This window comes from Streptomyces sp. NPDC001536, from assembly GCF_042894505.1.
Classification (GTDB): Bacteria; Actinomycetota; Actinomycetes; order Streptomycetales; family Streptomycetaceae; genus Streptomyces.
Genome location: NZ_JBIAVQ010000018.1, coordinates 170401 through 195440 on the forward strand (window position 1 = coordinate 170401; position 25040 = coordinate 195440).

A 25040-nucleotide genomic window follows, 5' to 3' on the forward strand; every position below is an offset into this window, starting at 1 on the left:
CGGACCCGGGCTCTGCGCACCTACCTCCGCCACCGCGACGTCCTGGCTGTCCCGATCCCCTCTCGCCGCTTGATCCGGCAAGGTGCCGCGTTCCAGGTCACAGCAGCACCTCCGCCGCGGATCGGCTTGGGCTACTTGACCAGCCGGAAAGCGGGGTGCGCAGCCCAGGCCCGCAGGAACTCCGCCGTGCCCAGCGCCATCCCGTCGTCGTCCACGCTCCCCAACACCCCCGGAAGGCCGGCGACGACCGACGACTGTCCGTCCAGGAGTTCGGCTTTGGCCACACCTCCGATGACGTCCATGACAGCGGCGGTCAGCAGGGCCGTGGCCACGTGGTCGATCTCGCGATTGCAGCAGGCGCTGACATTGACGGCATGGGTCGGTCTGAAGCCGAGGACGATCTCCACCTCGGGCTCGTCCGTGTGCTCAGCCTCGAAGGTGCTCTCGTCGCCGACACCGGGCCCCATCAAGTAGACCAGGAAGGGCCGACGCCCGTCCACGCGCTGCGGATTGAATCCCACCAGGGCCGTGAGCCCCTCGTCCGCGGTGGCGTTGCCGAGAAGCGGAAGCGGGAACGGCTTTCGCCAGTCCTCCTCGCGCCTGTCCTCAACGCCCAGTCGTTCTGCGGGCACGTTGACGTCAAAGAACCCGGGCCGCTTCTCGTCAAAGTGGGAGGAGAGCCCCACCATCAACGCGCGGAACTCCCGCAGCGCAGCCGGGGAGAGCTTCTCCGCCAAATCGATCACCAACATTGGACCAGACATGCCGGGAGCTTAGTTTGATCGGCTCCGCGGCCGCTCAAAATCGATCCCACATCGAGCCCAGGCGGTCCGAGGACCGACGCCACCAACCCGGCGAACCTGGCCGACCTGGTCCGCGACAAAATCGCCCACCGGACCACCCCGCCCACACCACCAGCACCAGCACTGCCCGCCTGACCCACAACCGGGACACGCACGAAGCAGTCCTCGAAGTGACTGACGACGGCCCCGACATCCCCGTCGGAGTCCGCCAGCGGATCTTCGAACGCTTCACCCGCCTAGCCATCGCCCATCCCAGGGGCGGGCCCGGCGAGGATACGGCCATGAACAGCGCAACAGACGACGTGAGCCAAGCGATCGCAGCCGAGAGGCAGCTCATGGATCCTCATATCCGCGCCTCGCGAAACCACGCGGCGCAACTCCTCGACCCCGAGTTCACGGAAGTCGGCGGGTCCGGGCGGCGATGGACATACGAGACCATGCTCGCCGAACTGCCCGACCACCCGGGCAGTTCGCCGGACGGCCCCCGCTACGAACCCTCAGAAATCTCGGGAGTGCTGCTCGCACCGGGCGTGGTGCATCTGACATTCGAGACCACACTCGGCGAACACCGGACCCGGCACAGCTCCATCTGGCGCAAGAAGGACCACACCGCAGGCTGGCGCATGTACTACCACCAAGCCACCCGTGTACCACCCGGCACAGACTAGAGACGTCGCTTCTTACGGCTCTCTGACGCCCGACGACATGGCCCGCCGTTCAGTGTCAGTGCAAGTAGGCGACGTCCCGGACGAATCGACCGGTACGCCCTTGACCTCAAGTCCAGTTGAGTTTCTACGGTCGATTTCGTCGAACCGGCTCAGACAACGACAGGGGTTTCGACCATGGAGTATTCGCACAGCGACACCGACCTGGTCAAGCAGCCCATCGGCTACTGGAGTTGGGCTGCCTACAAGGCCGTTGTCACCCGCACCCGGGCCGTCCTCGCCGGGATCGGCACCACCCAACCGCAGTGGTGGGCTCTGGCGCAGGTGGCAAGCACCGACACCGTCAAGACCCGTGACGAAGTGTCCAGCCTTCTTCGGCACTACCTCGACGTCGGCCCGGAAACCATGGAGTCAGAGATCGACATGATCATCGCCCAGGGCTGGATCACCGAGGATGCCGAAGGACGCCTGGGCATCACGGCTGACGGCAGGGGGTTCTACGACAAAGCAGCGGCCCTTCAGGACGAGCTCTGGGCGGAACGGCACGCAGGCATCTCCGACGAGGAGTACCTGACCACCCTCAAGGTGTTACAGCGGTTCATCCACAACACGGGCGGGCGGGCTTGGCACCACTAGACGAGTAAGTCCCAACCCCGCCTGAGCCGCGGTGCGTGTGCATCGCGTGATCGTTCCGTTTACAGAACGTTCTGTTTATGGAACGCTAGTCGCGCCACGACAATGCATCACCGGCGCGGTAGGGACGGAAAGCTATGGAACTGGCCCAGGAGGTGGGCGAGCGGCTGCGCCGTCTGCGCCAGGACTGCGGCCTGTCGCTGTCGGAACTGGCCCGCCGCTCCGGCGTCGGCAAGGGCACGCTCTCGGAACTGGAGACCGGCCAGCGCAATCCGACCCTGGAGACGCTGTACGCGCTGACCACGGCCCTCGAGGCGCCGCTGAGCACGGTCGTCGGCCCCGCCCCGGTGCAGGGCGCGGCGGTGCACGCGGTGCTGACGGACCGCGTGCAGGACGCGGCTGCGGTGTCGGAGGTGTATCGCATCCGCATTCAGAGCGGCGCGGTGCAGCGCTCGGCCGCTCATGTGCCGGGCACGGAGGAGCACTTGCTGGTCTTCAGCGGCACGGCGCGGGTTGGTCCCGCCTCCGCCCCGCTCGAGGTGGGCCCGGGCGGCCACGCCCGGTGGGCGGCGGATGTACCGCATCAGTACGAGGCGGTGGGGAGGGATGCGGAGGGGGTGTTGGTGGTGCGCTACCCGGTGGAATGAGATGCCTACGCCGCACCGCCCTGCGCCAGGCCACGACCGCAGCCGATCGGCCGTGGGATCCACCACTGCGGCAGGAGGCCGACAGTATCCAGTCCGTAGGCCCGCCCGGGTCTGATGGTCGGTCTGACAAGGGCAGGAACAGCCAGGCCTGCCGGTGCCACTGGGTGGCGATTTCATGCAAAGCCAGCTACGTCATCGAGAGACAGGATGATCCCAGTACATGCCTATACGTATAGCGCGCTCAGAGGAACTGCCTGGCCTCGTCCAGCACTCCGACCAGCCCGAGCGCAACGCCGGGACGGCCGCATACCTCACCGACCTACTTGCCAAGAAGTGCACCCGGCCGGAGTGGTGCCTGGTCGCGGAGGACGAGGCCGGTCGGCTCACCGCGGCCACCGCGCTATGGACTCTCCCCGGGAACGACGTCCCGATGGCCCTGGTGCTCCTTGAGACACCGTGGGACGAACCCGCCCTGGCCACCGGCCAGGCGCTGCTGGCCGAGGCCGTCGCCCTGGCCGGCTCGCTCGGCGCCACGGAGCTGGAGCACGTCATCGACTCGCCCACGCAGCCGCCCCAGTTCCAGGCGGAGCCGGAACGGCGCGCCGAGCTTCTCCGTCTGGCGGGCTTCGAGCGGGCCCGTGACGGTCGCCGCTTCCGCCGCCGCTCCGGGGCGGAACTCACTTCGTATGATGACCGATTGACCTGGCGTTCCCTGCCCAGTCTGGGCCGTGAGCCGTTCATCGCTCTCCTCGCCGAGGCGCTGCCGACCAGCGCCGACGCCCAACTCGCCGCCATGGTCGCCCGGCATGGCGCCCGGCGTGCCGCGGAGAGCCTCTTCGCGGACATGGAGGAGTTCTCGTTCGAGCCCTCGTGGTGGGAACTCGGCTACGCTCCGGACGGCACGCCGGCCGCCCTCAGCCTCCCCGCCCGAAACCCCTCGACCGCGGTGATCGGCCTGGTGGCTGTGTCTCCCGCCTGCCGCGGCAACGGCTACGCGACGGCGGTGGTGGCCCGCGGCACGCGGCTGCTGGTCGAAGCGGGCGCCGAGGAGATCCGCGGCGACTGCGACGCGGCCAACACCGCCATGATCATGGCTTTCGAACGGGCAGGCTACGAGAACTTCGCCGACCGCCAGGAGTTCACCCGCCGGTTGTGAGGGGGCCGCTCCCGCGCCGTAACGAATGCTGAGCGGCCCATCCCCACCCCGGTTGGTAGGGCTAGACGAGTAGGTCCGAAGTCCTGCGGGCGCAAAGGGAGAAGGGTCTCGTTGATCGTTGTGTGACGAACGACAACGAGACCCTCCTGACCGCCCTGTACGTGAAGATCGACGACGAGCTGGCGGGACCACGACGGCTGGGCAGGCTCGGTGTTGACCGACTCCGAGCTCGTGTGCGTCGCGCTCGCCCAATCACTGCTCGGCTTCACGTCCGAGACGCACTGGCTGCGCTACGCCGGCAAGCACCTCACCGGGATGTTCCCGTACCCCCCTCAGCCGTCCGGCTACAGCCAGCGGCTGCGGTCCGCGCTCGGCCTGGTCAAGCGGGTCATCCGGATGCTGGCGAAGTCAAGCGACTTCTGGCTGGACGACTGCTGGATCATGGACTCCACCCCGGTGCCCTGCGGGATGTCGCGGTCAACGGTGAAACGCTCGGACCTGGCCGGATGGGCGGGCTACGGGTACTGCGCCAGCCACTCGCGGTTCTACTGGGGGCTGAAGCTGTATCTGGTGTGCACTCCGTCTGGGATGCCGATCCTGTGGGGTTTGGCCGATCCGAAGATCGGCGAGCGCGAGGTGCTGGCCTCGATGCTTGAAGTCGAGGCAGACATGGTCGCCGAGCACGATGGCATCCTGCTCAGCGCATCCTCGCGATGGCCGCCGCGATGTGGCACAACAACGCAACCAAAGCCCCGATTCACCCGGTCACTGATCGCATATGACCACTGACCGGAGATCAGACCTACTCGTCCAGCGTTACGGCCGGGGCCCCACGCGCCCCGGCAACTCGGCGTCAGCGTGGCGTGATTGCCGCCTCGGCCGCCTTCTTGATCCGGCCGCCGAAAGCGTCTGCGTCCTTTCTGGCGGCGGCAAGAGCGAGGCCGACGATGAGTTTGCCGACACCGTGGCCTTCCAGGACGTTGAAGAGGCGGACCCGGGTCCTGCCGTCGGGCAACTCCGACAGGTCGTAGCCGCCCTCACGGACCGCGACGCTGTTCTTCGACACCTCGGTCCAGCGGATCCGCACCGGGGCTTCGAGTTCGGTGATACGGAACTCCCTGGAGCTCTTCACTCCGGCGTCCTTGACGGTGCTCCGGAAGACCGTTCCCACGGCGGTGGGGGCGTCAGGAACCCGTTCGATACGCAGTACGCGAGGGCTGAACTGGGGATCATTGCGTCCGTCGGCGAGATAGGCGAACACCTCCTCGACCGGCCGGTCGATCTCGACCACTGCTTCGAACTGTCCTGCCATGGGCACTCCTGACCGGTTGAGCCGTGAGGACCGCGCGGCCTTCGTATCGAAGGCGGCACAGCGACCCTATGGGAAGCAAGGTCCTCGCGCGAGGCGAACGACATCGGCTGGCTGGCCTTCGTCGTCGCCCTCCTGGGCGTCGGCCGTAAACGCCGGACGCCGCTACGTCGCGTTCACCGCCCACAACGCCCTGACGCCTACCAGTTGCGGCATCGCGGACTCCAGCGCCGACTCGCGCTGCATCCGTCACCGCCCGCGGATCCGGACCACGGTGCGGGCGTTGCTCCGGCGGGATGAGGCCTGGAGCACCAGGGCGCTGCGGTCAGCAGCCGTCGGCGCCGGCCGGTAGGGCCGCCCGGGCGACAGAAGCAACACGATGTCGGTCTCGCCGGATGCGCAGAAGCTGGTGCCGGCACCGACGGATTGGTGGGCGGGAGCGGGTAGTTGCTCTCCACTCATACGACACACCGTCAGGCGACACACCGTCAGATGCCTTACCGGGCACCGCGCTCGCGGTCATCGTGTCCCCCGAAACCACGCCGCCGTACGGACCCGACCGTCGAGGCGGAAGCCTGCTGGGACCTGCTCTTCGCGATCCCTCCGCCCAGCGTGGGGGCGAGCTTCACGCAGCCCGGTTGATGAGCCGCCGCATAATCGGACGGCGACTTTTCGACGGCCTTCGAAAAGTTGGCACTGCGCTCCGGCCACGTCCTACGTTGAAACCCTCCGCACACGAGAACGCGAGCCCCGTCCGGCACGCAGGGCGCGGTGATCGTCCAGCACGATGTCCCACTCGGCTTCCATCGGGGGGTGTGCAACGCGCGCGATGAGCACACCGGCCGGAGCCGCCGGCTTCGCAGCCGGAGCCGTCACAGCCACAGAAGGCAGCCGACAACTGGTCAGGCGAGATCCACGCTGTCGGCTCCGCGTGGGGTTCACGTCCAACAACCACGCCACCTTCCGCAGCCGTTTGTTCGAGCCAAGCCCTTGAAGGTGAATAACCGCCAACCGCTCCTTTTGGAACGCAAGTTGACCGGCACAGGGAGGAGACTTCTCATGGCACCACGCAAACTGGCCGCGACACTGTTCGCAGCAGCGGCGATCGCGGCCTCGACAGTCGGGCTCGACGGTGCAGCCGCCGCCCACACGGACAGCCTCAACGGCGCCACCGGCAGCCTCACCTCCGAGGCAGCCCGGCAGCCGTCACTGACGGCAGCCCAGATGAAGAACGCCATCGCACCCAAAACGGCCAAGTCCGGCTCGGCCGCCGCCTCGCTGAACTGCGCCTACTACTACGTGTGCGGCAAGGGCGCGAACGGCAACAGGTTCGACTACACCACCTGCAACACGACCTACACGCTCCCCAACCTCGTCGGCTGGGGCTCCCTCCACAACAACCAGACACCGGGCACCAGGGCGCACTTCTACGACGTCAACGGTGTCTGGATGTTCTCCAGCGACGCCCCCGAAAGGAACGACGTGAACTGGACCCCCGTCTGGTACGTCATCGCCTGCTAGACCCTCACGGCCCCGCAGTGCCGGTGTGCTGCCTCGGCATCCCCCCACATCGCCTGCCCCCAGGCAGGGCCTGCGCCATGCCGTGCGGCCACCGCACGATCCTCAGGAGTGCGCACAACCTCCGATAGTCACGCGATGGCCCTACGCGTCACCCGCCGGGTCCGCGGCAAGGTCGCGAAACCGGACTGAGGTATCAGGCGTGGTCGAACAGAGTCACTACGCTCTGCGGTGCTTCCCGGCCGAAGAAGATCTCCAGGTTCTGAGCCGAGCGGCCGGCCGCATCGCTACTACGCAGGAACAGCCGATCCTCGTAGGCGGTGAGCGCGACCTCGATGTCGGGTTGCCCTACCAGTTCGCTCGCCAGATCCGCGCCGTCGTACATGGCGAGGTTCGCGCCTTCGCCGGCGAAGGGTGACATCAGATGCGCGGCGTCGCCGACGAGTGTCACACCGGGCAGTCTGTCCCATGTGAGCCCGACGGGAAGGGCGTAGATGGGTCGGAGCCACGGTTCCGCGTCGCTCGCTGTCACGAAGGCGGTGAGCAGCGGCGACCAGCCGTCGAACTCGGCGGCAACCTGATCGAGGCCCGCGCGCGGGTCGGCGAAGTCGATCGAACTCATCCACTCCTCGGACTTGTTCAGCGCCGCGTATCCGCGCACGTGCCCGTCGGTGTAGCGGTGGACGATGATGCCTTTGCCCGGCGCGACCGCCATCAGCGTGCCGCTGCCGATCGCGGCCACGCTCGCCCGACAGTTGTGGCCGCCTGAGGCGAGAGCGATCTCGATGAAGCAGGTTCCGCTGTAGACAGGCTCGGCGGGGACGAGCAGCGGACGCACCTTCGACCAGGCTCCGTCCGCGCCGATGACGATGTCGGCGCGCGCGGCGGGACCTTTCGCGAAGGTGAGGTCGTAGCCGCCCTCCACACGGTGGCGGACCGAGGCGAGCTTGTGACCCCACCTGATCGTCCCGGGCGCCAGCGAGTCGATGAGCAGGCGCCTGAGTTCGCCACGGTCCACCTCAGGACGCGCCGAACCGGGGTCCGCGGGCATGTCGAACACAATCGTGCCGTGGCGGTCGACCACACGCTTGGCGTCCTCGCCCGGGCGGACCAGAGTGAGGAACTCGTCGTACAGGCCGGCTGCGCGAAGGGCGACCTGGCCGGTCTCCTCGTGGATGTCGAGCAGGCCGCCTTGCGTACGGGTCGTCGCCGACGTCTCAGCCTCGTAGATCGTCGCGGCTACGCCCTGAACCTGAAGCACCCGGGCGAGCGTCAACCCGCCCAGTCCCGCTCCGACGATGGCGATGGTCTTCTGCATGCTGCGCTCCTCTGTCGCGCCGGCACGCGCCGGCGTTGGTCAGTGCCGGGAGCGGACGAGATGCCCGGTCTCAGCAAGGAGACGCTCAACGATCAGAACCATCTGCATCGATGTGTGTGCGATGTCCGGCGGGCGGACCCGTGGACCATCGTTTTTCGCGACCAGGTGACTATAGCTCGGCGTCGGCCAGGGCCGCTCACGCCGCGACGCACCGCGCCCACCAGGCTCATCCTCCACAACCGCCTTGACCGGCTCGGCAGTGCCCGGGATGTCGTCGGGGTGACGCTCTTTCCGGTCGCGACGGGAGCGAGTGGCCGCTCAAGGACCGTAGCGGTCGCTGCCCCGCCGTAGGTAGCCCAGTTCGGTGGCCGGCACCGCCGCCGCCCTGGAGCACGACCATGGTGGTCGCGTCCCAGGCCAGTGCCGTCGTACTCTGGCGCGTCGGCCGGAACGCCGTAGACGGCGGCCTCGATGCGGTCGACGAGCGGCCCGCAGCCACCACCAGCGCGCAGCGCCTCCGCGCCCCAGCCGCTGCGCGGAGTCATCAGCCCTGCGGCCGCCTGTCCTCGCGGTGCTTGCCGCCGGGGAGCATGTCCTGCACCTTCGCCTTCAGCCCCTGCCGGATCATTCCGGCCCGGTCGCTGTCGCCCTTGATGAGGGCCGAGGCGGCGGCCTCGATCTGTTCGAGCGTGGCGTGCGGCGGGATCGGCGGTACGGCCGGGTCGGTCCGGAAGTCGATGACGAACGGCCGGTCGGCGCTGAGCGCCCGCTGCCAGGCCTCCTCCACCTCCCCCGGCTTCTCCACCCGTACCCCGCCGAGCCCGATGGACCGGGCGAAGTCGGCGTACGCCACGTCCGGGAGTGCCTGGGAGGGGAGGAACTGCGGGGCGCCGGACATGGCGCGCATCTCCCAGGTCACCTGATTGAGGTCCTGGTTGTTGAGGACCGCGACGATCAGCCGCGGGTCCTGCCATTCAGGCCAGTACTTGGCGACAGTGATGAGTTCGGCCATGCCGTTCATCTGCATCGCCCCGTCCCCGACGATCGCCAGCGCCGGACGGTCGGGGTGAGCGAACTTGGCGCCGATCACGTACGGCACGCCGGGTCCCATGGTGGCGAGGGTGCCGGAGAGGGAGCCGCGCATGGTGCCACGCATCCGCAGATGCCGTGCGTACCAGTTGGCGGCGGAGCCGGAGTCGGCGGCCAGGATCACGTCGTCCGGGAGGAGCGCGTCGAGCGTGTGGACGACGTATTCCGGGTTGATCGGGTCCGCCTCCACCGCGGCGCGCCGCTGCATGACCTCCCACCAACGGGCCGTGGCCGTCTCGGTCTTCTTGCGCCACGAGCCGTGCTTCTTCCGCTTCAGCTGCGGCAGCAGGGCTTTGAGCGTCTCCTTCGCGTCCCCGACGAGGTTGACCTCGAAGGGATAGCGCAGTCCGATCATGAACGGGTCGATGTCGATCTGCACGGCCCGGGCCTGCCCGAATTCCGGCAGGAACTGGGTGTACGGGAAGCTGGAACCGATGACGAGCAGAGTGTCGCAGTCCCGCATCATCTCGTAGGAGGCGCGGGTGCCCAGCAGGCCGATCGATCCGGTGACGTACGGCAGATCGTCCGGCAGCGCGTCCTTGCCGAGCAGCGCTTTGGCCACCCCGGCGCTGAGCACGTCGGCGATCTCCTCCACCTCGGACCGGGCGCCCCGCGCACCCTGCCCGATGAGGATCGCAACCTTCTCGCCCGCGTCGAGCACCTCGACGGCGCGCGCGAGGTCGGGCGCGGCCGGGACGGGCGCGGAGTGGGTCAGGCCCAGGCTGGAGGGCACCATCTTGAAGGCGTGGCTGGGCTCCTTGTAGGTCAGCTCCTGGACGTCGGCGGGGATGATGACCGCCGTCACGGTCCGCTGGGCGTAGGCGGTGCGCATGGCCCGGTCGATGACGTTCGGCAGTTGTTCGGGGACGGTGACCATCTCGCAGTACGCGGAGGCGACGTCCTTGTACAGGCTCAGCAGGTCGACCTCTTGCTGGTAACTGCCGCCCATGGCACTGCGGTTGGTCTGCCCGACGATCGCGACGACCGGAACGTGGTCGAGCTTGGCGTCGTAGAGGCCATTGAGGAGGTGGATCGCGCCCGGGCCCGACGTCGCCGCGCAGACACCGACCTTGCCGGAGAACTTGGCGTAGCCGACGGCCTCGAACGCGGACATCTCCTCGTGGCGCGACTGCACGAACTTCGGGTTGTTCTCGGATCGGCCCCAGGCGGCGAGGAGGCCGTTGATGCCGTCGCCGGCGTAGGCGAAGACATGATCGACGTCCCATTCGCGGAGCCGCTGGAGAACGTAGTCGGACACCTTGACGGACATGGGAGTTCCTCTCAGGGTCTGCATCGGCAGGCGCGGCATCCGCGTACCCGATGACCGGACGCCGACACGGGGTTTGCCCGATTGCTCCGACAACGACCGCGCGCCGTCCCTCGCACGGCATTCCGGCAAGGGACATGCCGTGACCGTGCTCGCAGCGCTCATCCCGCCTCTCCTGCTCGGTCTGGTACTCGCCTGACGTTCTGTACGTCCTGTACATTTTCCTCCGGCGAGGTGATCACACGGCACCTGTCAGTCGGCAGCGCAGGTAATCGACCGCAAGGGAGTTGCTTGCCGTGCGAGAGGAGCCTGATCGGCCTGAAGGAGTCCAGTGGGCGGTACGCGCTGGTCGTCATGCACCCGCTGTCTGGGCGGAATTGACGCCGCTCACACGTTTCCGCACGGCCAGGCCGGCTGCCGGGCCCGGGCCTCTACCCGAAGGAACGGTCGTGTTCAGTGTGCTGCGGATCCGGGACTACCGGTTTCTCGCCTCCGGTCAACTGCTGTCCAGCCTCGGCGACTGGTTCCTGCTCCTCGCGGTCCCGTACTACGTCCTGGAGTTGACCGGATCCGCCAGGGCGTCCGGCTTCTCGCTGGCCGCGGGAACGGTTCCGGCGCTGGTCCTCGGTCCACTGGCCGGGGCGCTCGTCGACCGCTGGAACCGGCTGCGCGTCATGATCGCCGCGGACCTGGCTCGCATGGCGGCGGTCTCGCTGATGCTGTGGGTGGACAGCCCGGACGAAGTCTGGCTGATCTACGTCGCGTTGGTCCTGGAATCGTCCCTGAGTCAGCTGTTCAACCCGGCCTCCGCCGCCCTGCTCCCGCAACTGGTCGGCCGTGAGGGCGACCTCCACTCGGCGAACTCCCTGAGCGCCCTGATCGCCGGCTCCATCCGGCTCGTCGGCGGCCCGTTGGGCGGGGCCGTGTACGGCGGCCTGGGTTTCACGGCAGTCGTCGCCATCGACACGATCAGCTACGCGTGTTCGGCCCTGTGCCTCGCGATGGTCCGCCACCGGCCGTCGACGATCGCGCGCCACAGCACCGGAGAGGGACGTGGGCAGGTACGCACCCTGGTCGCCGAGATCCACGAGGGAGTCGCCCAGATACGCCACAGCCCATGGCTGGCGGCGATCGCGGGAGCCGGTGCTCTCTTCGCCATCGCCACGTCCGCCGTCAACGTCGGCCTCATCCCGTACATGGACCGAGTCCTGCACGCTTCACCACAGGTCCTCGGCCTGCTCTTCGGGGCCTTCGGTGCGGGGTCCCTGCTCGGCGTGCCGCTCAGCCGCGCACTCGCCCGGAGGCTGACCGACCGGACTGTGCTGGTGGGCTCCCTCACGGCGCTCGCCATGGCCTTCGCGGCGACATTCAACACCCCTGTGATCGGGTGGAGCGCCGTACTGTTCCTCACCATCGGGGCACCCATGGTCTGCTTCGCCATCACGAGCGGGACGTTCGTCGCCCGACACACTCCGGACGCCGTGCTGGGCAGGGTCAGCGCCACCATCGGATTCCTCCAGGCGGCGGCCTCCTTGGCGGGCATGCTGGCCGGCTCGCTGCTGAGCGAGGCGCTGGGTGTCGTGACGACGATGAACCTGTGCTGCGTCACCGTCGCACTGGCCGCCGGAACGATGCTGCTCATGCCGCGGCGCCAGTCTCCCATCGCCGAGGATGTGCCCTTCAAGGAAGCGGCGTGACCATGAACGGCCGTCCTGTCATCCAGCCCGACGGAGCGCGCTGGATGCGGCACGGAGCGGGACGGCATCTGCGATGCCCGCCGCGTCGCGGGCGACCGCCATCAGGAGTCGCCGACCGAGGCGTGGCAATCGCCGGGAACTCACCCGTCCACCTCTTGGATCATCTGGTCGCTGATGCCGAGGAGTTGGGCGACGTCATCGCTTCCTTGCCGGGAGGTGCTCTGCGCTCTCATCGACGAAGCCACAGTGCTGGATGATGCCCTTGCGATAGTTGTCCGGCGTGCCGTGGTGTTCCTTGCGGGGCGGTCCGTCGATCCACTGGTGCCAGAGGCCGTCCTCGGCCAGGAATCGGGCTGCTCGATCGGCACGGAGCTTGTCGTCGAGATGGAGGAGCGCGCCGATGGCGGCCGGCTGGTCGTAGTAGAGATCGGGTCGTCGCAGGTAGCGATCCAGATAGGCGACCAGCAAGTCCGCATCGGCAGGAGTGGCGAACGTGGCGAAGGTGACGCAGTAGGCCGTGCCCGCGAAGCAGACCTCGCTGGCGAGCAGCAGGTCGCCGAGGCGTTCACGGAACTCGGTTCTGCGGGCGACAGCGATGAGCCAGGCTGCGGTCTTGCGTTCGCGCCACCCGCCTTCGAGAAGGATGGTCAGCTCGCGGGGCGTGATAGCGGCGGCGGCCTCGCCAAGGTCCCGGATGAACTCGGCGCGCTCCGGCTCGGTCATCCGGCTCATCGGACCGCCGAGTTTGAGGTAGCGCCTGCCAGGCTTGACGTAGCGGTTGACAAGAGCGAGCGACTCGGGGTTCTCGTCGGCGTAAGGCATAGCCGCATCCTGTCCTGGGCGAAGCCGTTCGACCAGCGTATTTCTCAGTCGCACAGGTCAGTCGGCCGGCTCGTCGTGTGTTCGAGGACCGTTGCGTCGGTGATCAGTTGCTGCTCGACTCAGAGCCCGCACCAGGCGTGCCATGAGGTAGGGGTCGCACGCGCGATCTCCTCCTGGGGCAGGCCAAGGCGCCGCGTCGAAGCCCGAGTTCGGTCTCGTGGGCCCCAACGCCGGGACCCCTCAGCGGCGTTCCGCCGACGACCGGCCAGCTGCCGTCTTCTCCACAGCGGTCGGGACTTTCTCCAGACGGTGGCTGGGCCAACTGCCTTGTCCCTAGGATGTATTGCCTGACGCACCGGTCAGCTCGGTGCGATACGTGACTGGGGAGACGATGGAGTCCGGGAAGCGGTTGTCCACCAAGATCGATGCCACGGTTCCGACGGCCGCGCGCATGTACGACTACTACCTGGGCGGCAAGGACAACTACGCGGTCGACCGTGCCGCGTGCGAGGAACTGGACAAGGTGGTGCCCAGCACCCGGGCGCTGGCGCTGAACAACCGGCGTTTCCTGCAGCGGGTGGTGGGGACGCTGGCGCAGGAGTACGGCATCCGGCAGTTCCTGGACCACGGGTCCGGTCTGCCCACGCAGAACAACGTCCACCAGGTGGCCCAGCGCATCGATCCGACCTCGCGCGTCGTGTACGCGGACAACGATCCGATGGTGCTGGTGCACGGCCGGGCCCTGCTGGACCAGAACGACCGTACGGCCGTGATCCAGGCCGATATGCGCGACACCGACGTGATCTTCTCCCACCCCGACACCCAGCGGCTGATCGACTTCTCGCAGCCGGTGGGCGTGCTGTTCAACTCGGTGTTCCACTGCATTCCGGACAGCGACACGGAGGGCCCGCTCGCGGTCGTGAAGCGGGTGACCGAGCGGCTCGTGCCCGGCAGTTGCCTGGTGATGTGCCAACTGGTCAGCGAGGACCCCAAGGTGCGGGACTTCGTCACCGACTTCATGGACAAGGCCACGCAGGGGCACTGGGGCCGGGTGCGCGAGGAGAAGGACGTCGCGCAGTGGTTCGAGGGGCTGGAGATCCTGGAGCCCGGACTGGTGGAGGTCTCCACCTGGCGGCCCGACACCGAAGTGGCGCCGCGTCAGCTGACCCACGAATGGGTCGAGTTCGGCGGATGCGGCCGCATCGTGTGAGCGCGCGGCACCTGCTCACAGGCCCCCGTAGCGCACCTTGACGGTCTCGCGCAGACGGTCGAGGGAGTCACGGGGGCTGAGCGCGTCGTCGGCCAGTTGGTCCAGCGCCACGCGGTACTGCTCGGTCTCGTCACGGTCCTCCAGGAACGTGGCGCTCCTGATGTGCTCCAGGTAGACGATGTCCGGGAGGTCGAGGCCGCCGAAGCGCAGATAGGTGACCGGGATGGCGGGTGCGGAGGCGTTGGTCACGTCCAGGGGTACGACCTGGACGGTGACGTGCGGCCGCTCGGCCATCTCGATGAGATGCTCCAGCTGTTCGCGCATGATCTCGCGGCTGCCCAGGACCCGCAGCAGCACTGACTCGTCGACGATCGCCCACAGTTGCGGCGCGTCCGGCCGTTCCAGCAGCTCCGCGCGCTTCATGCGCAGCTCCACGCGGCGGCTCACCTCACGGCTCGAGGCCGCGGGCAGGCCGCGTTCCATGACGGCGCGCGTGTAGGCGGGCGTCTGCAGCAGTCCGGGAACGTACTGGATCTCGAACGTACGGATGGAATCGGCCGCTTCCTGCAGCCCCACGAGCCGGTCGAACCACTCCGGCATCAGCCGCTTGTCGAAGCGCTGCCACCACCCGGGCTCACCGGCCCGCCGCAGCAGCTGGAGCAGGACGGACGCCTCGTGCTCGTCCGTCTTGTAGAAGTCCAGCAGCGCGCGGACGTCGGTCTCGGTGGGTGGCCGGCGGCCCTTGCCCGCCTCGATGCGCGACAGCTTCGCCGGGCTGAACCCGACGGCCCGCGCCGCCTGCTCCTGCGCCAGGCCCGCATCCTCGCGCAAGCCCGCCAGCTGTACGCCGACCAGCATCTTCAGCAGAGTCGGCGCGGGCTCGGTGCGGTGCAGGTACGGTTCGAGACGGGAGACACGCGGTGACTCGGAGGGCATCCTGACTCCCGGTGGACAGAAGGCAACAGCCCGCATTATCGCACCGGTTGGCCGCTGCGCGCATGCCCGGGACCAAGCGCGCGGCGGACGGCGTGCGTCCCCTTTCAGATCAGGTCGTCGAACTCGCCGTCCTTCACACCGGCCAGGAAGGCCGCGACCTCGGCGGACGTGTAGACCAGCGCGGGACCGTGCGGATCACGGGAGTTGCGCATCGCTACGCCCCCCTCAGCCAGGGTGGCCACCTCGACGCAGTTACCCTCGGCGTTGCTGTGCCGGCTCTTGGTCCAGCGGACGTCCAGTGAACTCGCTTGCACCCCGTTCGGAACTGTTGGCACTGCAGTCTCCTCGCGCATGACTGGCTCGATCCACACGTGCAATTTCTCGTGAAATTGCACGGACTGGCTGTCGACGTGGATAATAACTCCGTCGCCAACGTCCTTGCTGGTGCCTAGTTCTGACGTCCTGACGTCACTTCAGGAGATGCCGTGTCGCAGCCCGCGCGCCCAGCACCCTGGTCTGGCCCGACCGTGCTCCCGGCACAACGGGCCGTGCCCCTCGCCGCCGTTTCGCGAACCACCGGCAGGAGCGCCACCCTGCGCCTGCCCGGCAGCACCGAGGGATGCGCCCAGGCGCGCGAGTTCACTGAACGCATCCTGGGCGAGTGGGAGTTGGGCGAGTGCCGGGACGACGCGCTGGCCGTCGTCTCCGAACTCGCCGCCAATGCCGTCGTGCACGGCCGGAGAAGCGACACGCCCGACGACGCCGAGTCCGACGTGTGGCTGCGGCTCACGCGCCGCACGTCCCACCTGGTGTGCGCCGTGACCGACCAGGGCGACGGGCTTCCGCACCCGGCGCATGCGCCGAACGCGCTCAGCGAACACGGCCGTGGCCTGTTCATCGTCGAGGCGCTCGCCCAGCACTGGGGCTGGACCCGCCACACTCCCCTGTACAAGACCGTCTGGGCCATGCTGCCCACACAGGCGCGCGTCTGACATGAAGCCGCGCACCGAGCTCCGAAACGGTCAGGGAGCCGTGCCGCAACCGCCTCGGACCACCACGCTCCACGACGTCGCCCTCGTGCCCTGGAGCGACATCGAGGACGTGTCGGGATCCGCCGCCGCCATCCCCTATCTGCTCGCCGCCATCGCCTCGGGCGACGAGGCCGCCACGCAGAACGCGCTGGACCGACTGCGGCACCGGATCTGTCGGCACGGCTTCGTCGTCGGACAGGCGACGGCCGTCACGGTCCCCTTCCTGTGGGATCTGGCCCAGCGGCCACAGACGACGTGCCGTGCGCAGATCCTGCGTCTGCTGCGGAACATAGCCGACGCCCGGCAATGGGAGACCACGGCCGCCGCCTACCCCAAGCTCCGACGCCGCCACGGTGACGACATCGAGTGGGAGTCAGCCGCCCGCCGGGCCGTGCACGCCCAGCGCGGCGTCATCCCGCGTCTGCTGGCCGAGAACGACAACGAACTCCTGGACGCGACCGAGGCACTCGCCTCCACGCTGACCGGCTGAGGACCGCGCCCGCATCGTCTGGACGGCAAGGCTTTTCGACGGTGGTCGAAAGGTTGGCACCGCACTCTGGCCGTGTCTTACGTTGAGGCCGTCCGCACACGAGAACGCTGGCACTGGCCGCCGTCCCCTCCCCGATGGGCCCGCTGCGCGGGTCGTCGCCCTCCCTCCGGCACCTGAGGGAGTGGGGCCGGCAGTATCGGCCAAGGCTGCCGCCGCGGCTTCGCCGACGACGTCTCCGGCGGTCCGGACCGAGCGCGGGCCTCCGGGATCCACGTACGTCTGTGACGCGGGCACTCTCTGCACCAACGTCTGGGATCCGACGACGAACGACTGGAAGACGTTCTTCTTCTACGCCTGCAACCGCTACTACCTCTCCGACGGGAACGGCGAGGGCGACTACTTCAACAACCAGACCGGCAACGTGACGTCGTACTTCTACGGTCAGAGCGGGAACGTACTGACGTCCTTCCAGCCCGGTGGCGGCGAGGTCCCCTACAACTGGGATCCGGTCTGGTCCATCCGCAACTGCTGACCTCCTCCTGCCGCGCGCCTCACGCGAGCGACACCAGCCCAGCCCGGACGAGCCGTCCGGGCTGAGCCGCGTTCACCGCGCGGTGCCGTGAAGGCCGACGACGCACCGGAGAAGGACCACTCGGGTTCAGCGCCGCCGGCAACGATCCCGTAGCTCGGCAAGGACTGCCTTCTCGTGCGTGGTGAGATCTCCGTCGACGGTGGCGACCCGTTCGGCGGCGTAGACGACGTCACTGAGATCCCCGAGCTCGGCGTCGACGCGGCGCCAGACCTCTTCCGGGTCGATGCTGATGACGTTGGCGAGTTGCTCGTCATCGACGTGATGCCGTTCCCGGGCGAGCCGCGTCAGCTGCTGGAACAGCAGGCGCTCGGCGTCGGCGATCTTGCCGTCCGCGTTGATGACGAGCCACGCGACCCACAGCAACAACTGCGCGTGCTGCGTACGTCGGATCAGCGTGTCGGCGAGTTCGATCACCTCTGCTTCGTGACGAAACACGGATTTGGCGTGGCGTCCCGCAGCCACGGTCGTGTAGCGGTTCACGAGGATGGTGAGGGGGATCCCGACGCCGGGGATGCCGAACTTGATGATGTTGCGTTGCAGGAGGTGTTTCCCGACGAACGGAAGGCTTTTCGCGGCGGCAAGAACCGGACCGGAGTAGTACTTCTTGAGGACTTGCCGGACCAGACCGGGTACGAACTTCATGCTGCTGCGGGCAACCTCACCGGCTTTGATGCCGAACGCCACCCGGACCAGTTTCATCATGTCTTCGGGATCGTCCACGTCCAGGGGAATCCGGTAGATCACCGCGATGTCGTGGGCCAGGCGCATCTGCAGCTGGGTGATGTACGTCAGGTCGACCATGAACGTGACGACACCGGCCGGAACAGCGGCGGGACTCGCGCCACCCAGCGACCCGATGGTCACGGCGATCGTCCCGTTGTAGAGGCTGGCGCTGATTCCGCCTTCGATCATGGCGTTCTTTGCCGCCAGCTTGATCTGCTGCCCGACGATGCCGTCCGCGGGCACGCCTTTGTACTTGTGCTGGAAGTACTCCCAGGTGGCTTTCTGGGTGTACGACCGCAGTGCCTGGGCGCAGAGTTTCGTGAACCAGCCGCCCGACTTGATGTCGTCCGCGCTGAGCCCTGCGACAAACTCCCGCAGCTTGGCGCGCTCCTGTTCGACGGCTTCGCGGTCGGCGTCGTCGGCATCGTCGTCACCGGCGTTGACGGAGCCGGGCAGCACTTCGGTCACAGCGGGTCCCCTCCCAGATGGTCCAGCGACCTGCAAGGTTGCCAGACAGTGGCTTCTCGAACTCCAGGACTTGGACGATCCGGGCTACGAGATACGGCGGGGTGCGCAGCGCGCTGGGCGGCGTCTCCCGACCCTGCCGCTCTGGGATCGCGTGAGGCCGGTCGCCATGCGGCACCCCGTGGCCGGTTCGGGGGCGCCGTTCGCCTTGTCTGTGAAAAGCTCAGCGACAGGCCCGCGGAGGCGTCCACGGGCTCTGTCTCGGCCCGATCCGCAGCAACACTGGAGCCATCAGCATGAACAGCGATCACCGTCCCTTCCGTTTGATCGTCACGGGTGGTGGGACCGGCGGTCACACCTATCCGGCCCTGACCGCGGTGCGAACCCTCCAGGCCCGTCTGGCCGCGCAGGGTGACCGGTTGGATGTCCTGTGGGTGGGTGAGGCTGACAGCCTGGAGTCGCGGGTCGCGGCGGCCGAAGGCATCGGCTTCGAGTCGGTTGCGGTGGGCAAGATCCGGCGGTCGAAGAACCCGATCAAGATGGTGTCGCCGGCGAACATCAAGGACATGAGCCGTGTACCGCTCGGTGTGCTCCAGGCTCGCAAAGCCATCACCCGTTTCGGTCCGGATGTGGTGCTGGCGACGGGCGGCTACGTGGCGGTGCCGGTTGGTGTGGCCGCGACCCGGTTGTGCCGCGTCCCGCTGGTCGTGCACGAGCAGACCGTGCGACTCGGGTTGGCCAACCGGACGCTGGCCTCAGCAGCGACGCGGGTCGCGGTGTCCTCACCGTCCACGCTGCCGCTGTTGCCCGAGAGCGTGCGCGCCACCGCGGTGGTGACGGGCAATCCGGTGCGACCGGAGGTGTTCACCGGGCAGGCCCAGAAGGCGGTCGAAGCCCTGGGGCTGCACGGATTCGACCCGCGGCTGCCCACCGTCTACGTGACCGGCGGCGCTCAGGGTTCCCAGCAGGTCAACCACCTGGTGCGGGACGTGCTGCCGTGGCTGGTGGAACACGCCAACGTGATCCACCAGTGCGGGCGCGACAACGTGGAGGAACTGCGCCGACAGACCGGGCATCTGTCCGCGTCCGGCGCGGCGCGCTATCACCTGACCGGGTATGTGGGGGCGGAGCTGCCCGACGTCCTGGCGCTGGCGGATGTGGTGATCTCTCGCAGCGGCGCCGGGACGATCGCCGAGCTGACCGCGCTGGCCAAGCCGGCCGTGTTCGTCCCGCTCGCCACCTCGGCCGGCAACGAGCAGGCCCACAACGCACGGCACTTGGCGGACAACGGAGCCGCCGTCGCGCTGATCGACGACGTGTCCGCAGAGCGGCTACGGGACGCCGTGGCGCCGCTGCTGACGGACCCTTCCCAGCGCTCGGCCATGGCGGAGCGGGCCCGTGCGCACGGTCGCCCGGATGCCGCGGAGCGCCTGGTCGATGTGGTGCTCGCCGCAGCCGGGAAGTAGGACTCCGGCCGCGGTGGCGTCATGGGAGGTGCCGGTGCGCCGCCCTCCTCGACGAGGTCGGCGCACTCGGTGCAGTCGGTTACGGGTATGTGGGTGCGGCCGCCCAGGTTCTCGACGCGGGTCGGCAGCCCGGCGGCACACATCTGGTCGGCGAGGGCATCCAGTCGTGCGATGCCGGGAATCCGCAGCGGGTCCACCGTTCCCGAGCCTGCTGACCATGCCGGTCACCGGCGCAGCCGCGGCGGCTGGCCGCCCGCCTTCGACCCGATGCGACCCCACTCGGTTCGACGAGCTCGCCGTCCGCTACCTGGCCACCGTCCACATCACCGCCATCAACAAATGGCTCGCGATCTACTTCGAGTCACGGCCTGCTAGTCGCTCTTGGGCCAGATGAGGCCCTGATCGGTCCAGATGACACCCTTGTTGCGGCAGAGGCAGAAGGGGTGGCCGACAGGGTCGGTGTAGACGCGGAAGCCGTAGCCGTCGGGGTCGGTGCAGTCGCGCTGCAGGGTCGCGCCGAGGGCGAGGACGCGACGCTGTTCGGCCTCGATGTCGTCGACCTCGAAGTCGAGGTGGAACTGCTTGGGGTGCTCGCTGTCGGGCCACCGCGGGGCTCGGTAGTCATCTACCTGAACGAAGGCCAGTTCGATCTCACCGAACCGGATACCGGCCCAGTTCTCGGTACTGCCCTCCTTGACCGGGAGCCCCGTCACCTCAGAGTAGAAGGCTGCCAGCTTCATCGTGTCCGGGCAATCGATGATGAAGTCGGTTAGTCGTAGCATCCCGCGATCTTGCCACAAGATCAAATGAGCCGGACTTCGAGACAGACGCTACGGCCTGCGGCAAAGGGCGCCCTGAAGCCCCGGGCCCCTCCAGTGTGCCGAATCGCCTTCGCTCATCTGTGCCAGGATTCGAGAGTGAAGATGACCGACGTCACCCGTGCCATCGCAGCTGCGACCTCGGTCGCCACATCGCTCGGCCTGCCGGGCGACGACGCAGTCGTTCTCCACAACTCGAACAAGCTGGCACTGCGGCTGACGCCGTGCGACGTCCTTGCCCGCGTCGCCCCTGTGGGACAAGAGGTCGCACAGTTCGAAGTCGAGCTCGCCCAGCGGCTCGCCGAGGCCGGATGCCCGGTGTGCCCCCTGGCGCCTCGGGCGGACCCGCGTGTGTACGTACGCGATGGCTTCGCAGTGACACTGTGGACCTACTACGAGCCCCTGACGCCTCACACCCCACCGGTCGACTACGCCAAGGCGCTGGAGCAGATGCACGCGGGCATGCGCACGGTCGATATGCCGAGCCCGAGCTTCATGGACCGGATCACGGAGGCGGAAGACGTTGTCGCCGACCCTGATCGCTCGCCGGAACTCGCCGACGCGGACCGCGCGTTCCTCAGCGGCAGGCTCGCAAGCCTGCGACGAACGATCGACGGCCGCGGTGCCGTGGAGCAGCTGCTCCACGGCGAGCCGCATCCAGGCAATGTGCTCAGCACGACCGACGGCCCGTTGTTCATCGACCTTGAGACGTGCTGCCGCGGACCCGTCGAGTTCGATCTCGCCCACGTGCCCGAGGCGGTCTGCGCGCACTACCCGAACGTTGACCAAGGACTGCTGGACGAGTGCCGGCAGCTCGTTGTCGCGATGGTCGCCGCGTGGCGTTGGGAGCTCGGCGACCAGTTCCCGAACGGGAGGCGATTCGGAGAGGAACTCCTGCGCCTCCTGCGCGAGGGCCCTCCTTGGCCGACACTCGACACCGTGACCAGCCGACTGGACGGCCTGCAGAACTCGCCGAAGGCCACATGAAAGCCGATGAGCTGACCGAGCTCCGCTCCGGATGGGTGGATCAGCGAAGTCCGGCGAAGAGATCGTTCTCGGGTACGGCAGAGCCGGTGGTGTCCTGGACACGTACGAAGGTCTCCATGCCCATCAGCTCACCGAACCTCTCCTTGCCCATCTTGAGGAAGAAGATGTTCTCGCCCTGGCTGGCGTGCGCGGCCAGCGCGTCGAACTTCTGATCGCTGAACGCGGTGGTGTCCACCCACGTGGTGATCTCATCGTCGGGGAGGCCGATCTCGGCCATCGCGGCGGCCTCGGCAGGATCCGGCTCCGGCATGTCCGGATCAAACTCGCGCATGATCTCCCCGAACCGCTGCATCCCCGAGCGGGGCATCGTGGTCCAGTACACCTTCGGTGTCAGCGCGGTCATCTCCAGCGCCGCCATCGTGATGCGGTGGGCCTGAATGTGATCGGGATGGCCGTAGAAGCCGTTCTCGTCGTAGGTGACGACCACATCCGGTCGGTAGTGCCGCATCAGTTCCGCCAGTCGGGCCGCGCCTTCCTGCACGGGGGTCTGCCAGAAGGATCCGGAGGCATCGTTGCTCGGCCAGCCCATCATCCCGGAGTCGGCATAGTCCAGCATCTCCAGATCGCTGACCTTCAGGACGTCGCAGCTCGCCTCGAGTTCCTTACGACGCATCAAGGCGACCGCCGCCGGATCGTGCCCGGGATCACCCGGCTTGACACCCCCCGGTCCGTCACCGCAACCCCCGTCGGTACACGTCACAAGAACCGTGCGGATGCCTTCCGCCGCGTACCGCGCGAGAACCCCTCCCGTTCCGGTGGCCTCATCGTCGGGGTGGGCGTGCACTGCCATGAGCGTCAAAGGGCGGTCAGTCATGAATCAGTCCTCCTGCAGAAATACATCGTGGTCCGACTGCGCAACAGGCGTACCACTCCTGGGGCCCGGATCCCGGTGAGGCGGACGCCCCTCGAATCTCCGTGTTCCCCACCTGTGCGACGCGGGTCTGTCGGTCGATGCAACCGTGCCGACCGGACCGGCTGTTCCCGTCGCGGCCGCTTGGCCGTCCAGGCGTCGGCGTTTCGACGCGAACGAGGTACAGGCGCGAACTGCTCTGCCTGTCTCACTGCGTCTGGCGTGTGGTGGGTTGCTGACCTGCGCGGGGTGCCAGGTCGTCTCGTGCTGCGATGTGGAAAGCCCCGAACCCGCCCTCGCCGCCTCGGATCTGCACGTGGTGATGTGCTGTGCGATGTGCACCGTTACCTGTACGCCGTGCTGAGCTGCACTGTTCTTCGGGGAGTCGAACCCCCGCGTTGCTCTTCACGCGCCAGGAGTGGGCTGGAAAACCGCCGGCCCTCGGTGTGTGCACGCCTCCGAAGCTGCTACCTGCTCCACATCATCCCAGCTTGCCGGACTACTCAGTCCAGCAAGTCGACCTCCCAGTTCGTACGCTGGATCCGCACATCGAGCTCGCGGATCTCCCGGGCGACGACATCCGCCTGACCACGCAGTTCCGCGACCGGAAGCGCGGAAAGCATCATCAGCTCGGACCGGAGCTGCCGGCCGTATCCCCGATCGCCCTTACCCGCCGCCGCGTCCGCCGCCGCGGTGACCACAGAGTGACGCAACCGCAGGACATCCCGGCGCGCGAGAGCATCGGTGAGCGTGCCGTCCGGACCCATCTCCACGGTGGCATTGGTCCGGTTGATCCGCCGGATCAACGTTTCCAGAGCGTCCAGCACCTCACCGACCTCAGCCAACAGCTGAGCCGCGTCCTCGGCGGGCGTCTCCCCTTCCTGGTACCGCGCACTGCTGACGACACGCGCTCGCAGCTGCTCTACACGGCGCGTCGCCTCCGCACGTTCTGCCAGTGCCTCAGCAAGCCTCACTGTCCCCACCTCCCCCTCAATAGCTCGCACGAGTATACGAGTGCGAACCGGCTCATACGCACCTGGATTTCCATCCGCCACGGCCCTGACCAGCAACTGGAGCGAGATCGGACAGCCACGCGGAGCGGTGTGCGCGACCTGATGCGAAGGGACCTGCCCGCGGCGGGTGACCAGGCCACGACGAAGGAGGCCACCTGCTCCTCAGGAGGCCTCTCCGTCAAATCGGCGCCCTGAGCGTCGCACTTTCCTGTTCAGGGTTTCCATCACGCGTGGTGTCACAGATGGAACCGCCACCGCCCCTCAGAAAGGACATCCACCTCGCCGTCCCTGACGCGAACGGCCGTCTCGTCATCGATGAAGTAGATCGGGAAGTCCGCCCGCGCAGCGATGCGATCAACCCAGGCGTCGTCCCGCTCGGGGAAATCCGGCGAGTACAGGTGGGGCTTGAGGTACCAGTCGAAGAGGCCGAACGGCGGCTCTACGGTCGTCGCGCCGAGCACGTGGAGGTCCGAGGTGTCCCCGATCACGTCGGCGGAGTGCCCGGTGAGATTGCGGCTGAAGATCATTGAACCTGCGCTCATCCCCACGTAGACCCGGCTCTCCAGCGCCTCAAGGAAACCGTCGGCCAGACCGTTGCCCGAGATGCTGCGCGCGAGGTGGTAGTGACTGCCGCCCTCGACATAGATGACGTCGGCGTGGAACAGCCGGTCGAGCACCATCTGCCGGGGCAGGCCGTTCAGTTCCAGGACGTCGAACTCACGCCAGCCAAGGCCATGCAGCCGGTTCATGTCCCTGACGGCCCACCCGTGGTCTCCGGGCTCGGCGACGGACGCTGTGGGAACGAACACCACGTTCGCCGACCCGAACGGCTTTCCCAGCATGTCCCGCAGTGCATCCCGCAGCGTCTCGTTCCGCAGGCCACTCGCCGTCAACAGAAGGTTCATCGAGCGAGCCAAGCACGACTGACAGGCGCGCGCAACGAACCCAGGCCCCGTCCAAACCGTCACGGCACGACCGCATCACCAACAGGCACTCACCTTGTTCTTTCACCTCTGAGCCCGTCAGTTCGACAGAGCAGCCGTGAACACCTCGTGGTGATCCGTCAGCCACTCCTGGATGCGGTCCCAACGCTCCCAGCCACCGCGTTCGACCAGTGCTTGGGTGTAGACGGGGTCCCCGGCGGCCACTCGGCCGGCGACAAAGGCCCGGCAGGACGCGGTGGCCTGTTCGATCACACCGGGCAGTTCAACGCGCTCCGGTCGGGAGAGGCGGTAGCCGTCGGCGAGGACCCGCAAGCGCGTCGGGGCGTCCAGGCCCGCGGGATGGAAGGCGGCCGCGGACGCGGGATCGAGCATGGGTATCCATTGACTTGCTCTTCGCCCTGAAGGGCGAAGATTCTGGCCTTCTCTGACTGGTTGTCGTGCCGCTACGCGGCACGATTTCCGGTCGGGAATCCGTGGCTTCCTGTTTCTGCGCGCTGTGCCAGAACAGGTTCTGGTCCTACCGGCGCTCCG

General features: G+C 67.8%; 25 protein-coding genes and 1 pseudogene. 13 read left to right on the plus strand and 13 right to left on the minus strand.

All coding sequences use genetic code 11. The features are described from left to right. Positions 1-131 precede the first annotated feature (131 nt). A complete protein-coding gene (locus ACFY0U_RS38295) occupies positions 132-764 on the minus strand; it encodes a DUF6368 family protein (protein WP_388643974.1) in 633 nt (210 codons plus the stop codon). Between the two features lie 209 nt (positions 765-973). Between ACFY0U_RS38295 and ACFY0U_RS38300 the strand changes: the two genes are divergently transcribed. From ACFY0U_RS38300 to ACFY0U_RS38320, 5 genes are all read left to right on the plus strand, one after another. Then, positions 974-1471 carry a DUF4440 domain-containing protein gene (locus ACFY0U_RS38300; RefSeq protein ID WP_388643977.1) on the plus strand — a complete coding sequence of 166 codons (498 nt, stop codon included), beginning with the start codon at positions 974-976 and terminating at the stop codon, positions 1469-1471. Positions 1472-1645: 174 nt separating this feature from the next. Beyond that, entirely contained in the window at positions 1646-2104 is a 459-nt protein-coding gene (locus tag ACFY0U_RS38305) for a MarR family winged helix-turn-helix transcriptional regulator (RefSeq protein WP_388643979.1), read from the plus strand. Positions 2105-2238: 134 nt separating this feature from the next. Further along, on the plus strand, positions 2239-2748 hold the full coding sequence (locus ACFY0U_RS38310; RefSeq protein ID WP_388643980.1) for a helix-turn-helix domain-containing protein: 510 nt from the start codon (positions 2239-2241) through the stop codon (positions 2746-2748). 220 nt (positions 2749-2968) lie between these two features. Beyond that, entirely contained in the window at positions 2969-3904 is a 936-nt protein-coding gene (locus tag ACFY0U_RS38315; protein ID WP_388643982.1) for a GNAT family N-acetyltransferase, read from the plus strand. A gap of 213 nt (positions 3905-4117) precedes the next feature. Further along, on the plus strand, positions 4118-4693 hold the full coding sequence (locus tag ACFY0U_RS38320) for a hypothetical protein (RefSeq protein WP_388643984.1): 576 nt from the start codon (positions 4118-4120) through the stop codon (positions 4691-4693). A 64-nt stretch (positions 4694-4757) separates the two neighbouring features. Here ACFY0U_RS38320 and ACFY0U_RS38325 read toward each other — a convergent pair whose 3' ends face one another. After that, positions 4758-5216 carry an SRPBCC family protein gene (locus tag ACFY0U_RS38325; protein ID WP_388643985.1) on the minus strand — a complete coding sequence of 153 codons (459 nt, stop codon included), beginning with the start codon at positions 5214-5216 and terminating at the stop codon, positions 4758-4760. A 1056-nt stretch (positions 5217-6272) separates the two neighbouring features. Between ACFY0U_RS38325 and ACFY0U_RS38330 the strand changes: the two genes are divergently transcribed. Beyond that, complete coding sequence (locus ACFY0U_RS38330; protein WP_388643988.1) at positions 6273-6734, plus strand: hypothetical protein; 462 nt, start codon at positions 6273-6275, stop codon at positions 6732-6734. A 193-nt stretch (positions 6735-6927) separates the two neighbouring features. On the opposite strand, the gene ACFY0U_RS38335 is transcribed toward ACFY0U_RS38330, so the two are convergent. Beyond that, complete coding sequence (locus tag ACFY0U_RS38335; protein WP_388643990.1) at positions 6928-8049, minus strand: FAD-dependent oxidoreductase; 1122 nt, start codon at positions 8047-8049, stop codon at positions 6928-6930. 544 nt (positions 8050-8593) lie between these two features. Then, positions 8594-10408, minus strand: coding sequence for a thiamine pyrophosphate-requiring protein (locus ACFY0U_RS38340; RefSeq protein ID WP_388643993.1), 1815 nt, complete (start codon positions 10406-10408; stop codon positions 8594-8596). Positions 10409-10701: 293 nt separating this feature from the next. On the opposite strand from ACFY0U_RS38340, the gene ACFY0U_RS38345 reads away from it, so the two are divergent. Next, positions 10702-12102 carry an MFS transporter gene (locus ACFY0U_RS38345; protein WP_388643995.1) on the plus strand — a complete coding sequence of 467 codons (1401 nt, stop codon included), beginning with the start codon at positions 10702-10704 and terminating at the stop codon, positions 12100-12102. 195 nt (positions 12103-12297) lie between these two features. Here ACFY0U_RS38345 and ACFY0U_RS38350 read toward each other — a convergent pair whose 3' ends face one another. Then, the gene (locus tag ACFY0U_RS38350) at positions 12298-12924 is read right to left on the minus strand and encodes a DUF6000 family protein (RefSeq protein ID WP_388643997.1); all 627 of its coding nucleotides are present in this window, start codon (positions 12922-12924) and stop codon (positions 12298-12300) included. Between the two features lie 391 nt (positions 12925-13315). On the opposite strand from ACFY0U_RS38350, the gene ACFY0U_RS38355 reads away from it, so the two are divergent. Continuing rightward, positions 13316-14134, plus strand: a complete 819-nt coding sequence (locus ACFY0U_RS38355) for an SAM-dependent methyltransferase (protein WP_388644024.1) — start codon at positions 13316-13318, stop codon at positions 14132-14134. Between the two features lie 15 nt (positions 14135-14149). Here the strand turns inward: ACFY0U_RS38355 and ACFY0U_RS38360 are convergent, their stop codons facing one another. Both ACFY0U_RS38360 and ACFY0U_RS38365 read right to left on the minus strand, forming a co-directional pair. Then, on the minus strand, positions 14150-15070 hold the full coding sequence (locus tag ACFY0U_RS38360) for a helix-turn-helix domain-containing protein (RefSeq protein WP_388643998.1): 921 nt from the start codon (positions 15068-15070) through the stop codon (positions 14150-14152). A 104-nt stretch (positions 15071-15174) separates the two neighbouring features. After that, entirely contained in the window at positions 15175-15405 is a 231-nt protein-coding gene (locus tag ACFY0U_RS38365) for a DUF397 domain-containing protein (protein WP_388644000.1), read from the minus strand. A 192-nt stretch (positions 15406-15597) separates the two neighbouring features. On the opposite strand from ACFY0U_RS38365, the gene ACFY0U_RS38370 reads away from it, so the two are divergent. The 3 genes from ACFY0U_RS38370 to ACFY0U_RS38380 all read left to right on the plus strand — a co-directional run bounded on the left by ACFY0U_RS38370 (position 15598) and on the right by ACFY0U_RS38380 (position 17123). Further along, positions 15598-16062, plus strand: a complete 465-nt coding sequence (locus ACFY0U_RS38370) for an ATP-binding protein (protein ID WP_388644002.1) — start codon at positions 15598-15600, stop codon at positions 16060-16062. A 1-nt stretch (position 16063) separates the two neighbouring features. Continuing rightward, the gene (locus tag ACFY0U_RS38375) at positions 16064-16591 is read left to right on the plus strand and encodes a hypothetical protein (RefSeq protein WP_388644004.1); all 528 of its coding nucleotides are present in this window, start codon (positions 16064-16066) and stop codon (positions 16589-16591) included. A gap of 181 nt (positions 16592-16772) precedes the next feature. Further along, entirely contained in the window at positions 16773-17123 is a 351-nt protein-coding gene (locus ACFY0U_RS38380; RefSeq protein WP_388644006.1) for a hypothetical protein, read from the plus strand. 126 nt (positions 17124-17249) lie between these two features. Here the strand turns inward: ACFY0U_RS38380 and ACFY0U_RS38385 are convergent, their stop codons facing one another. After that, a complete protein-coding gene (locus ACFY0U_RS38385; protein ID WP_388644008.1) occupies positions 17250-18374 on the minus strand; it encodes a hypothetical protein in 1125 nt (374 codons plus the stop codon). Between the two features lie 293 nt (positions 18375-18667). Here ACFY0U_RS38385 and ACFY0U_RS38390 point away from each other — a divergent pair, with 293 nt between their 5' ends. Further along, positions 18668-19837: a glycosyltransferase gene (locus ACFY0U_RS38390; protein ID WP_388644010.1), complete on the plus strand. Its 1170-nt coding sequence runs from the start codon at positions 18668-18670 to the stop codon at positions 19835-19837. A gap of 371 nt (positions 19838-20208) precedes the next feature. Here the strand turns inward: ACFY0U_RS38390 and ACFY0U_RS38395 are convergent, their stop codons facing one another. Continuing rightward, the gene (locus ACFY0U_RS38395; protein ID WP_388644011.1) at positions 20209-20619 is read right to left on the minus strand and encodes a VOC family protein; all 411 of its coding nucleotides are present in this window, start codon (positions 20617-20619) and stop codon (positions 20209-20211) included. 141 nt (positions 20620-20760) lie between these two features. Between ACFY0U_RS38395 and ACFY0U_RS38400 the strand changes: the two genes are divergently transcribed. After that, a complete protein-coding gene (locus ACFY0U_RS38400) occupies positions 20761-21642 on the plus strand; it encodes a phosphotransferase enzyme family protein (protein WP_388644026.1) in 882 nt (293 codons plus the stop codon). A gap of 40 nt (positions 21643-21682) precedes the next feature. Here the strand turns inward: ACFY0U_RS38400 and ACFY0U_RS38405 are convergent, their stop codons facing one another. The 4 genes and pseudogenes from ACFY0U_RS38405 to ACFY0U_RS38420 all read right to left on the minus strand — a co-directional run. Beyond that, positions 21683-22516, minus strand: a complete 834-nt coding sequence (locus ACFY0U_RS38405; protein WP_388644014.1) for a PIG-L family deacetylase — start codon at positions 22514-22516, stop codon at positions 21683-21685. Between the two features lie 539 nt (positions 22517-23055). After that, positions 23056-23526: a DIP1984 family protein gene (locus ACFY0U_RS38410; RefSeq protein ID WP_388644016.1), complete on the minus strand. Its 471-nt coding sequence runs from the start codon at positions 23524-23526 to the stop codon at positions 23056-23058. 275 nt (positions 23527-23801) lie between these two features. Then, positions 23802-24470 (minus strand): Type 1 glutamine amidotransferase-like domain-containing protein, encoded by a 669-nt coding sequence (locus ACFY0U_RS38415; protein ID WP_388644029.1) that lies wholly within the window; start codon positions 24468-24470, stop codon positions 23802-23804. Positions 24471-24587: 117 nt separating this feature from the next. Continuing rightward, positions 24588-24893: pseudogene (locus ACFY0U_RS38420) on the minus strand (aminoglycoside phosphotransferase family protein); the annotation flags it as partial. Positions 24894-25040: the final 147 nt, after the last annotated feature.

Excerpts from the sequence above, each read along its gene's own strand:
- ACFY0U_RS38295 (WP_388643974.1), bottom strand. The coding sequence starts at position 764 with ATGTCTGGTCCAATGTTGGTGATCGATTTGGCGGAGAAGCTCTCCCCG.
- ACFY0U_RS38305 (WP_388643979.1), top strand. The coding sequence starts at position 1,646 with ATGGAGTATTCGCACAGCGACACCGACCTGGTCAAGCAGCCCATCGGC.
- ACFY0U_RS38310 (WP_388643980.1), top strand. The coding sequence starts at position 2,239 with ATGGAACTGGCCCAGGAGGTGGGCGAGCGGCTGCGCCGTCTGCGCCAG.
- ACFY0U_RS38315 (WP_388643982.1), top strand. The coding sequence starts at position 2,969 with ATGCCTATACGTATAGCGCGCTCAGAGGAACTGCCTGGCCTCGTCCAG.
- ACFY0U_RS38325 (WP_388643985.1), bottom strand. The coding sequence starts at position 5,216 with ATGGCAGGACAGTTCGAAGCAGTGGTCGAGATCGACCGGCCGGTCGAG.
- ACFY0U_RS38330 (WP_388643988.1), top strand. The coding sequence starts at position 6,273 with ATGGCACCACGCAAACTGGCCGCGACACTGTTCGCAGCAGCGGCGATC.
- ACFY0U_RS38335 (WP_388643990.1), bottom strand. The coding sequence starts at position 8,049 with ATGCAGAAGACCATCGCCATCGTCGGAGCGGGACTGGGCGGGTTGACG.
- ACFY0U_RS38340 (WP_388643993.1), bottom strand. The coding sequence starts at position 10,408 with ATGTCCGTCAAGGTGTCCGACTACGTTCTCCAGCGGCTCCGCGAATGG.
- ACFY0U_RS38350 (WP_388643997.1), bottom strand. The coding sequence starts at position 12,924 with ATGCCTTACGCCGACGAGAACCCCGAGTCGCTCGCTCTTGTCAACCGC.
- ACFY0U_RS38355 (WP_388644024.1), top strand. The coding sequence starts at position 13,316 with ATGGAGTCCGGGAAGCGGTTGTCCACCAAGATCGATGCCACGGTTCCG.
- ACFY0U_RS38360 (WP_388643998.1), bottom strand. The coding sequence starts at position 15,070 with ATGCCCTCCGAGTCACCGCGTGTCTCCCGTCTCGAACCGTACCTGCAC.
- ACFY0U_RS38375 (WP_388644004.1), top strand. The coding sequence starts at position 16,064 with ATGAAGCCGCGCACCGAGCTCCGAAACGGTCAGGGAGCCGTGCCGCAA.
- ACFY0U_RS38390 (WP_388644010.1), top strand. The coding sequence starts at position 18,668 with ATGAACAGCGATCACCGTCCCTTCCGTTTGATCGTCACGGGTGGTGGG.
- ACFY0U_RS38395 (WP_388644011.1), bottom strand. The coding sequence starts at position 20,619 with ATGCTACGACTAACCGACTTCATCATCGATTGCCCGGACACGATGAAG.
- ACFY0U_RS38400 (WP_388644026.1), top strand. The coding sequence starts at position 20,761 with ATGACCGACGTCACCCGTGCCATCGCAGCTGCGACCTCGGTCGCCACA.
- ACFY0U_RS38405 (WP_388644014.1), bottom strand. The coding sequence starts at position 22,516 with ATGACTGACCGCCCTTTGACGCTCATGGCAGTGCACGCCCACCCCGAC.
- ACFY0U_RS38415 (WP_388644029.1), bottom strand. The coding sequence starts at position 24,470 with ATGAACCTTCTGTTGACGGCGAGTGGCCTGCGGAACGAGACGCTGCGG.